The organism is uncultured Cellulomonas sp., from assembly GCF_963527515.1.
Taxonomy (GTDB): Bacteria; Actinomycetota; Actinomycetes; order Actinomycetales; family Cellulomonadaceae; genus Cellulomonas.
Map to the genome: position 1 here is coordinate 1 of NZ_CAURTV010000123.1, position 9025 is coordinate 9025.

Consider the following 9025-nt stretch of genomic DNA (forward strand, 5'->3'; position numbering starts at 1 on the left):
GGTGCGGCCTGGCCCGCGTACCCGGGGGGCGGCGGCGGCGCGGTGTGCAGCGCGTGCGACCGCAGGCCGCCCGCGGCGTCGATCGCACGCAGGCTGCTCAGCACGCGCTCGCGCTCGGCCTCCTCGACGGGCCGGCCCGTGGTGCTCAGGTAGGTCAGCAGCCCCAGGTCGCGCAGGTACTTCTCGGCGTCACCCGGCCGACCGCCACCGGCCGACCCGGAGCCCACGGCCGAGTTGATCGCGGTGTCCGCCTTGGCGGCCAGGTCCGTCGCCGCGGCCTTGGCCTTGTCCAGGAATCCCATGGGGTGCTCCTTCGCTCCCGGTGCCGGCGGACGCCATGTCCGCCGGTCGAAAGCGTACGCACCGCGGGACCGCGCCGTTAGTGTGCGAAGCACCCTGCTCCACGGCTTCTCGGCACTTCGCCCCCAAGGAGATCGACCGCCATGACGATCCACGGTTCGCTGTTCACGGACTTCCGCGAGAACGCCTCGCAGGACCCCTTCTCGCTGCAGAACAAGAAGCTCCTCAAGGTCCAGATGAGCTACGGCCCGGTGTGGGCGCGGACCGGCTCGATGGTCGCGTACCAGGGCGACGTGCGGTTCCAGAACAAGGGGTCGGGCGGCCTCGACAAGCTGATCAAGTCGAAGCTCACCGGTGAGGGCGTCGACATGATGCAGTGCACCGGCAACGGCGAGCTGTTCGTGGCCGACCAGGCGAGCGAGGTCCAGGTGATGTACCTGGAGAACGACATGGTCTCCGTCAACGGGGCCAACGTGCTGGCGTTCTCGGCGTCGATCGAGTGGGACATCCACCGGGTGCAGGCGCGCGGCGGCATGATGGCCGGCGGCCTGTACAACGTCTCGCTGCGCGGCACCGGCTACGTCGCGGTCACCACCAAGGGCGACCCCGTGGCCCTGGACGTCGCGACCAGCCCCACGTTCGCCGATGCGCAGGCCGTGGTGCTGTGGACCTCGGGGGTGAGCATGGACGTGCGCGTGGACACGGGCGGCCTGTCCTCGATGATCCGCGGCGGTACCGGCGAGCTGGTGCAGATGGCCTTCGGCGGCCAGGGCTACGTGCTGGTGCAGCCCAGCGAGTCCGTCGTCGCCGGCGGTCACCAGACCCAGCAGCGCAGCAGCGGAGGCCTGGGCAGCCTGCTCGGCGGCTGAGGCGGTCCGTCCGCCGGAGAGGCGCGCGTCGCCCGCTCAGTCGTTGACCGCGAAGTACCCCGACACGTCGACGAGCGCGAGGACGTCGCCGCTGTTGTTGTAGACGGAGAACGCGGCGCCCGCACCGAGCCGGGTGAGCACACCGGTGGCGATGTCCGCACCGGGTCGGGCGTTGGCGTTGCTGGCGAACGGCCTCGTCGTGCCGGTCGGGTAGACCGTGAGGTAGGACAGCTTCGACGCGCTCGCTGTCGTCAGGTTGAGGGACATCGCGACGGCGTCGTCGCGCACCTCGACCTGGGCGCTGTCTGCGGTGAACTCCAGCACGCGCCCCGTGTCGACGGTGCGCGACCCGACTGCGCGTCGGGCCTCGATCGGGTAGTAGTCGGCGCCACCCGACTCCACGAACCAGCCGACGACGTCCACGACGATGTCCGTCGAGCCCTGGTCGTTGTAGAGCGTCAGCGCGCCGTCCGGGCCCAGCGGCACGATGGCGAGGTTCGGGATGTCGTCGTTCTGGTAGGCGTTCAGGACGCTCGTCGACGGGCCGTCCGTCGCGTCCGACGGGTAGGCCGACACGTACGAGGTGCGGGCGGTGGCGCGCGTCGAGGTGATCGTCACCGCGGCAGCGACGGCGTCTGCGGGCGCGACCTTGCCGGGGCCGGCCAGCACCAGCGAACGCGTGCCGCGCGGTCCGAGCGGGGACGAGTCCCGGGTGTCGAGCACCCGCGTCGGCGCGATCGGCTGGAAGCCGGCACCCTCGTCGCTCGAGTAGATCCCCTGGAGGTCGGCGACCAGGTGGGTGTAGCCCGCGTTGTTGTAGAGGACCACCTCGTACACGCCGGACTCGGAGTAGCGCGAGACGGGGACGGTGACCAGGTTGGCGACGTCGCGGCCGGCCGAGGAGTTGATGACGCTCGTGCGCGGCTCGGCGTACTGGTACGACAGCGCGGAGACGAAGCTCGTCGACGCGGTGCCCTGGGTCGCCGTCAGGTTGAGGACGACCGCGACCGTGTGGTCCGGGAGCTCGTCGAGCAGGAACCGCGCGACCTCGCCGGGTCCCAGCGGGCCCTCCGCGTCCTCGCGGGTGTCGATGACGCGGGTGGGCTCCACCGGCACCAGCCGACCGGGCGCGGTCAGGCGCACGCTGCGGTCCTGCGCGACGTCCTCGCCGTTGCCGCCCAGCCAGAAGCCCGACCCCGACTCGACGTCGGTGCCGGCACCGCCGTAGCGGGGGCCGTAGAAGCCGGACGGGTCCGTGGTACGGGTGGTGGCGCTCATGTTGGCGCAGGTCACAGGGATCGCGAACGACCCGTCGGCCGCCGACGTCGCGCTGGCGACCACGCCCTGGCCGGCCCACTCCGCGATGCCGACGACCTCGACGAGCATGCCGGGCAGCGCGACGCCCGTGTGCTCGTCGGTCACGGTGCCGTGCACGGTGCCGCAGCTCGCGGCGGAGGCCGCCGTGGCGAGCGGGACGGCCGACGCGGCCAGGACGACGGACAGGAGGGCGGACGCCCAGACGGTGCGCTTCACGGCAGTCACCGTAGCGGCGCAGACCGTCGCCGCGCCGGTCGTTCACCCGCGCGGCATGCTCAGCGCGACGGCCGCCAGAGGACGACGGCCCCGCGGTCCGTGGTCGCCGTCGCGCGGCGGCTGCGGGACGGCGTGCGGTTGACGGCGACGACGTCGCCGCGGGGGTCGGCCGTGAAGATGCGACGGCCGGGCTCGACGAACGCGCGCAGGTACTCGACCTGCCGCCTCAGTCCCTCCAGCTCCGCCTCGAGTTCGAGGATCCGCTTGATCCCCGCCAGGTTGACGCCCTCGTCCTGGGACAGCCGCTGCACCTCGCGCAGGGTCGCGATGTCTCGCAGCGAGTAGCGCCGACCGCGGCCGCTCGCGCGGCTGGGGCTGACGAGGCCGAGCCGGTCGTACTGGCGCAGGGTCTGCGGGTGCATGCCGGCCAGCTCGGCCGCGACCGAGATGACGTAGACCTTGGCGTCCTCGGCAGGCATGGCTACGTCTTCGCCGCGTCGAGCAGGTCGGCGCGCACGTCCTCACCGGAGGTCGCGATGCCGAACGCCTGGACGGCCTCCCGCGCGGCGCTGTTGAGCCGCTGGGGCACGACGACCTGGACCAGGATGAGCAGGTCGCCCTTGGTGCCGGGGACGCCCTTGCCCTTGACGCGCAGCACACGGCCGGACGGCGTGCCCTCGGGCACGCGGACGCGGACGGTGGACCCGTCGAGCGTCGGCACCTCGATGGTGGCGCCCAGCGCGGCCTCGTCGAACGCGACCGGGACCGTCATGCGCAGGTTGTCGCCGTCGATCGAGAAGACCGGGTGCGGGGTGACGCGGACGGTGATGACCAGGTCGCCCGCAGGGCCGCCGCGCTCGCCGGGACGGCCCTTGCCGCGCAGCCGGATCTTCTGGCCGTCGCGGACGCCCGCGGGGATCCGCGCGTTGATGGTGCGACCCTCGACCGTCAGCGAGACCGTCGACCCCTCGACCGCCTGCCGGAAGGGCAGCGTGGCGCTGGTGGCCAGGTCGACGCCCTGCTGCGGTCCTGGCGCGAAGCCGCCGCCGGCGTTGCCGAACAGGCCGCCGAGGATGTCCTCGAAGCCCGCGGCACCACCGGGGGCGTTGGTGTACCGCACCCGGCCGCCCTGCTGACCACCGAACATGCCGCCGAACACGTCCTCGAACCCGGCGGTGCCGCCGCGCCCGGGGGAGGTGAACCGCGGGCCGCCCGCCATCGCGCGCAGCTGGTCGTACTGGCCGCGCTGCTCGGTGTCCGACAGGACCGCGTAGGCCTCGCCGACGTCCTTGAACCGTGCCTCGGCCTTCGCGTCACCCGGGTTGTGGTCGGGGTGCATCTGCCGCGCGAGCTTGCGGTAGGCCTTCTTGATGGTGGCGGCGTCGGCGTCCTTGGGCACGCCGAGGACGGAGTAGAAGTCCTTCTCGAGCCAGTCCTGTCCGGTCACGCCGCCTCCTTCCTTCGAGTGTTCGTAGCGTCCGAGCAGATGTGGGCCCTGACCCGCACCTGCTCGGACGCTACTGGGGTTTCTACGCCTCGGGGTCCACGACGGCGACGCGCGCCGCCCGCAGGATCCGGTCCGGGGTTCGGTAGCCGGGCTGCAGCACCATCTGGACGCTCGACTCCGTGACCTCCGGGGAGTGCGAGTGCATGAGCGCCTCGTGCACCGCGGGGTCGAACGGCTCGCCGACCGCGCCGTAGCGGGCCACCCCGAAGCGACCCAGGGTCGCCTCGAGCTTCTCCGCGATCGACACGAACGGTCCGGTCAGGTCACCGTGCTGGCGGGCCAGCTCGATGTCGTCGAGCACCGGGATGAGGGCCTCCACGATCGCGTGCACGCCGCGCTCGTGGGCGGCGAGGGCGTCGGCCTTCGACCGCTTCACGAACCCGGAGTACTGCTGCTCGAGGTTGTAGTAGGCCGCCTGCGACCGCTGCAGCTCGTCGAGCCGCTCGGCCGCCAGCTTCTCGGCCGCGACCAGACCCTCGAGCACGACCTCCTCCTCGGCGCCGGCCGCGATGGACTCGGCGTCGGCGAGGACCTGCTCCTCGGGGGTCAGCTCCTCGTTCGAGTCGGTGGGGCCGGTGGTCACTTGGCCGCCTCCTCCTCGTCGTCGACGATCTCGGCGTCGACGACGTCCTCGTCGGAGGAGGTGTCCGCCGCCGGCTGACCGTCGGTCGGCGCAGCGCCCGCCATGTTCTCGGCGGAGTAGAGCGCCTCGCCGATCTTCTGGCTGGCCGCGAGCAGGGCCGAGTGCTTGGCCTTGACCGTGTCGAGGTCCGTACCCTCGAGCGCGGTCTTGAGCTCGCCGACCGCGGCCTGGACCTCGGTCTTGACCTCGTCGGGCAGCTTGTCGGCGTTGTCGACCAGCAGCTTCTCCGTCGAGTAGACGAGCTGCTCGGCACTGTTGCGGGTCTCGGCCTCCTCGCGACGCGCCTTGTCCTCGGCCGCGTGCTCCTCGGCCTCGCGCACCATGCGCTCGATGTCCTCCTTGGGGAGGGCCGAGCCGCCGGTGATCGTCATCGACTGCTCCTTGTTGGTGCCGCGGTCCTTGGCGGACACGTGCACGATGCCGTTGGCGTCGATGTCGAACGTGACCTCGACCTGCGGCACGCCACGGGGAGCCGGCGCGATGCCGGTGAGCTCGAAGGTGCCGAGCGGCTTGTTGTCCCGCGCGAACTCGCGCTCGCCCTGGAACACCTGGATCAGCACGGACGGCTGGTTGTCCTCGGCGGTGGAGAAGATCTCGGAGCGCTTGGTCGGGATGGCCGTGTTGCGCTCGATGAGCTTGGTCATCACGCCGCCCTTGGTCTCGATGCCGAGGCTCAGCGGGGTGACGTCGATGAGCAGGACGTCCTTGCGGTCGCCCTTCATGACGCCGGCCTGCAGCGCGGCACCGACGGCGACGACCTCGTCCGGGTTGACGCCCTTGTTGGGCTCCTGACCGCCGGTGAGCTCCTTGACCACCTCGGTGACCGCGGGCATGCGGGTCGAGCCGCCGACGAGGACCACGTGGTCGATCTCGGACAGCTTGATGCCGGCGTCGCGGATGACCGACTGGAACGGCGCCTTGGTGCGGTCGAGCAGGTCCTGCGTCATCTGCTGGAACTGCGCGCGCGTGAGCTTGGTGTCCAGGTGGACCGGGCCGTTCTCGCTCATCGACAGGTACTGCATCGAGATGTTGGTGCTCGTCGCGGACGAGAGCTCCTTCTTGGCCTGCTCCGCCGCCTCGCGCAGACGCTGCACGGCGATCTTGTCCTTGGCCAGGTCGACGCCCGTGGAGTTCTTCACCTCCGAGACCAGGAAGTCGACGATCCGGTTGTCCCAGTCGTCGCCGCCGAGCCGGTTGTCGCCGGAGGTCGCGCGGACCTCGATCGTCGAGAAGCCGTCGTCGTCCTTGCCCACCTCGAGCAGGGACACGTCGAACGTGCCACCGCCGAGGTCGAAGACGAGGATGAGCTCGTCCTCCTTGCCGCGCTCCAGGCCGTAGGCCAGGGCGGCCGCGGTGGGCTCGTTGATGATTCGCAGGACGTTGAGGCCCGAGATGGCGCCGGCGTCCTTGGTGGCCTGGCGCTCGGCGTCGTTGAAGTACGCCGGGACGGTGATGACCGCGTCGGTGACGGGCTCGCCCAGGTAGGCCTCCGCGTCCCGCTTGAGCTTGGAGAGCACCCGCGCGCTGATCTCCTGCGCGGTGTACTTCTTCTCGTCGATGGCCGCGGACCAGTCCGTGCCCATGTGGCGCTTGACGGACGAGATCGTGCGGTCGACGTTGGTGACGGCCTGGCGCTTGGCGATCTCGCCGACCAGCACCTCACCCGTCTTGGAGAACGCGACCACCGACGGCGTCGTGCGCGACCCCTCGGCGTTCGCGATGACCGTGGGCTCGCCGCCCTCGAGGACCGAGACCACCGAGTTGGTGGTGCCGAGGTCGATGCCGACTGCTCGTGCCATGTGTGTGCCTTCTTTCGTGTTCCTGCGGTGACTGACGTCTCGCTCTTGAGTCCGGCTGGCTCAAGTCTGCGTCGGCTTGAGGCTTCGTGCAAACGTGAGTGGTCGAACTTGAGTCTGTTGGGCTCAACCTTGGGGAGCGGGGATGCATTCCCGAGGGGTCTTCTATGGGCGGGTTGCTCGTCCTCCCCCTCCATCCCTCGGCAGAGTGCGTAGGAAGACGTGGCGGATCCCGCGGGAAGACGCTCAGACCGCTCGGCACGACGACGACCACGTCCACCGAACGCGGCGAAAGTGGTGCGGCACGGAGCTCCGCGAGGTCAAGTCCGCACGCGTGACGGGCGGGGAACTCGCTTCGGTGGCCCGCATGGAGAGCGCGATCGATCTCGCGGCGCGGCGCGGATCCGACCGGTGGGACCTCGCGCCCGAAGGCTGGCAGACGACCCACGTCGAGTACCTGGACGCAGGTGCCCGCCCGGACGTGGCCCGTCGTCGATCGAGAGGCACTTCTTGCCGCGGTCTGTGTCGCGGTGTCGCTCGTGCACTCGACCACGGCGTCGGCGGGTTCGAGCCCCACCGGGCCCACCCCAGCCCGACGCCGCACGGTGGCCGCGGGGCAGGACCCAGCGAGCGCATGATCCGCGCGTCAGGCGCCGTCCGCGATCGCCCTGGCCGCGCGGCCGGCCCAGGCCCGCAGGTCGGGGTCCGGGTCGCCCGACACCATCCCGGCGACCGCCGGGAGCACCTCGGGCCACGACAGGTGCGCCGCGGCGTACAGCGCGGCGCGCCGGACCCGGGGGCTCGGGTCGGTCAGCGCCTCCTCGAGCACCGAGACGACACCGGGGTCGACGCGCTCGGCGGTCGCCGCGACGTGCGACACGGCCTGGCGCCGCTGCTCGTCGGTCACCGCAACGGCGAACCACGCCATCGCCTCCGCGGTCCCCAGGGTGTCGAGGCCGCCGGTCACCTCGGCCGCGAGCGCCTCGGCGTCGTCGCCCAGGACCACCACGGACGCAACGCCGAGCCGGTCGTCCTCGACGTAGTGCACCGCTCCGCCCGGCGCCCGCCAGATCTCCTCGTACGGCTCGTCCGCGGTCGGGTCCACCAGGCCCCGGAGCACCCAGCCCCGGCTCCCGGCCAGCCGGTGGAACGCCGCGCGGGACGTCGTCGGCGCCAGCACCACGCGCGTGCTCATGTGCCCGGCCCTGCCACCGTGCCGGCCCTGTCGGCCGACCGCAGCAGGTGCAGCAGCTGATCGCGCAGGTGCTTGCGGACGTACTGGGTCAGCGCGGTCTCGTTGTCGTACAGCTCACGCTGCGCGGTCATCTGCGCCACGAGGAACCGGGTCACGAGCACCAGCTCGCGCGACAGGAAGACGTCGACGTCCGCGGCGCTCGCCGTACCGACCCCGCCGAGCCCGGGCGTCTCCGGGCTGTCCGGGTGCAGCCGCCCGTGCGCCCGCCGACCCACGGCGCCCGAGCCCCTCACGACCATGGGCTGCTCCGGCCCGTAGCGCTCCTCCCACGGCAGGTGCCCCTGCGCGGCGAGCAGGTTGCCCATGTTCTCAGTCGCCAGCCCGGACGTGCTGCGTGCCGACTCGACCTGCGCGAGGCGAGCCAGGCTCGCGGCGGAGGCGAGCTCCGTCGGCGTGAGCCCAGCCGGCGGCGGGTTGCCGGCCTGCATCGCGAAGATCGCCCGCTGCATGAGCCGGACCTTCTCTGGGGTGTTGGCGGCGATGGTCGGGTACGTCCCCGGGCCGACCACGATGATGTTGCCCGGGTGCAGGCTGCCCGCCGCGACCTCACGCACGGGCATGCCCTGCTGGCCGGGGAACGTGTAGTGCTCCTCCTGCGGGTACCGCCTCCCGCGCTCGACCTGGCTCGCCGTGATGCCCGGCATGCCGGGGACAACCTTGCGGGTCCCCTCGGCCCCGCGGCCGGCGATGCTCATGTCCCGCAGGTCGCGCGCCGCGGGGGCGCCGCCGTGCCCGACCGGCATCTCGATGGGGTGCTCCTCCGATCCTCGGCCCGCGCGACGCTGGTCGACGATGTGCTGGGCCAGCCGGCGGACCTCCGCGTCGGCCAGGATCGACTCCGACACGTCGCGCAGGATCCGGTTCACCTCCTCGCCCCAGCCCTTGAGGATCGAGCGGACGAGATCCGTCTCGGGGCTGTTCGCGGCGACCACCGACAGCGACCGGCCCTCGCCGCGCATGGTCAGCACGCGCAGCCGGTACCGCAGCCTCCACGCGAGCAGGAGCGCGCGCAGGCGCCACTGCGACACGCCGCCGCGCAGGAGGGCCGCTATGCGCGGGGGCAGGTCCCGGCGCGCGCGCTCGAGGTCGGCGTGGCGGCGCTCCTCCTGACGGCGCCGGCGG

The 9025-nt window shown here is 72.0% G+C and carries 9 protein-coding genes; 1 reads left to right on the forward strand and 8 read right to left on the reverse strand.

Annotated elements, in window-relative coordinates:
- Positions 1 to 302: hypothetical protein (locus RYN42_RS18070; protein WP_315098313.1), on the reverse strand; the 302-nt coding region annotated here is incomplete at its 3' end.
- 141 nt (positions 303 to 443) lie between these two features.
- On the opposite strand from RYN42_RS18070, the gene RYN42_RS18075 reads away from it, so the two are divergent.
- Entirely contained in the window at positions 444 to 1169 is a 726-nt protein-coding gene (locus RYN42_RS18075; protein ID WP_315098316.1) for an AIM24 family protein, read from the forward strand.
- Between the two features lie 36 nt (positions 1170 to 1205).
- On the opposite strand, the gene RYN42_RS18080 is transcribed toward RYN42_RS18075, so the two are convergent.
- The 7 genes from RYN42_RS18080 to RYN42_RS18110 all read right to left on the reverse strand — a co-directional run.
- Positions 1206 to 2702, reverse strand: a complete 1497-nt coding sequence (locus RYN42_RS18080) for a hypothetical protein (protein WP_315098318.1) — start codon at positions 2700 to 2702, stop codon at positions 1206 to 1208.
- A gap of 59 nt (positions 2703 to 2761) precedes the next feature.
- Positions 2762 to 3181 (reverse strand): heat shock protein transcriptional repressor HspR, encoded by a 420-nt coding sequence (locus RYN42_RS18085; protein ID WP_315098321.1) that lies wholly within the window; start codon positions 3179 to 3181, stop codon positions 2762 to 2764.
- Positions 3182 to 3183: 2 nt separating this feature from the next.
- Positions 3184 to 4149 (reverse strand): DnaJ C-terminal domain-containing protein, encoded by a 966-nt coding sequence (locus RYN42_RS18090; RefSeq protein ID WP_315098324.1) that lies wholly within the window; start codon positions 4147 to 4149, stop codon positions 3184 to 3186.
- A gap of 82 nt (positions 4150 to 4231) precedes the next feature.
- Complete coding sequence (gene grpE, locus RYN42_RS18095; RefSeq protein ID WP_315098327.1) at positions 4232 to 4792, reverse strand: nucleotide exchange factor GrpE; 561 nt, start codon at positions 4790 to 4792, stop codon at positions 4232 to 4234.
- Positions 4789 to 6651, reverse strand: a complete 1863-nt coding sequence (gene dnaK / locus RYN42_RS18100; RefSeq protein WP_315098330.1) for a molecular chaperone DnaK — start codon at positions 6649 to 6651, stop codon at positions 4789 to 4791. Before dnaK ends, grpE begins: the two co-directional genes overlap by 4 nt.
- 643 nt (positions 6652 to 7294) lie before the next feature.
- Positions 7295 to 7843 carry a HEAT repeat domain-containing protein gene (locus tag RYN42_RS18105; RefSeq protein ID WP_315098333.1) on the reverse strand — a complete coding sequence of 183 codons (549 nt, stop codon included), beginning with the start codon at positions 7841 to 7843 and terminating at the stop codon, positions 7295 to 7297.
- Positions 7840 to 9025 (reverse strand): hypothetical protein (locus RYN42_RS18110; protein ID WP_315098335.1); only part of this gene is annotated, 1186 nt, incomplete at its 5' end. The genes RYN42_RS18105 and RYN42_RS18110, both read right to left, overlap by 4 nt.

Coding starts and splice junctions, on each gene's coding strand:
- RYN42_RS18075 (WP_315098316.1), top strand. CDS start 444: ATGACGATCCACGGTTCGCTGTTCACGGACTTCCGCGAGAACGCCTCG.
- RYN42_RS18085 (WP_315098321.1), bottom strand. CDS start 3,181: ATGCCTGCCGAGGACGCCAAGGTCTACGTCATCTCGGTCGCGGCCGAG.
- dnaK (WP_315098330.1), bottom strand. CDS start 6,651: ATGGCACGAGCAGTCGGCATCGACCTCGGCACCACCAACTCGGTGGTC.
- RYN42_RS18105 (WP_315098333.1), bottom strand. CDS start 7,843: ATGAGCACGCGCGTGGTGCTGGCGCCGACGACGTCCCGCGCGGCGTTC.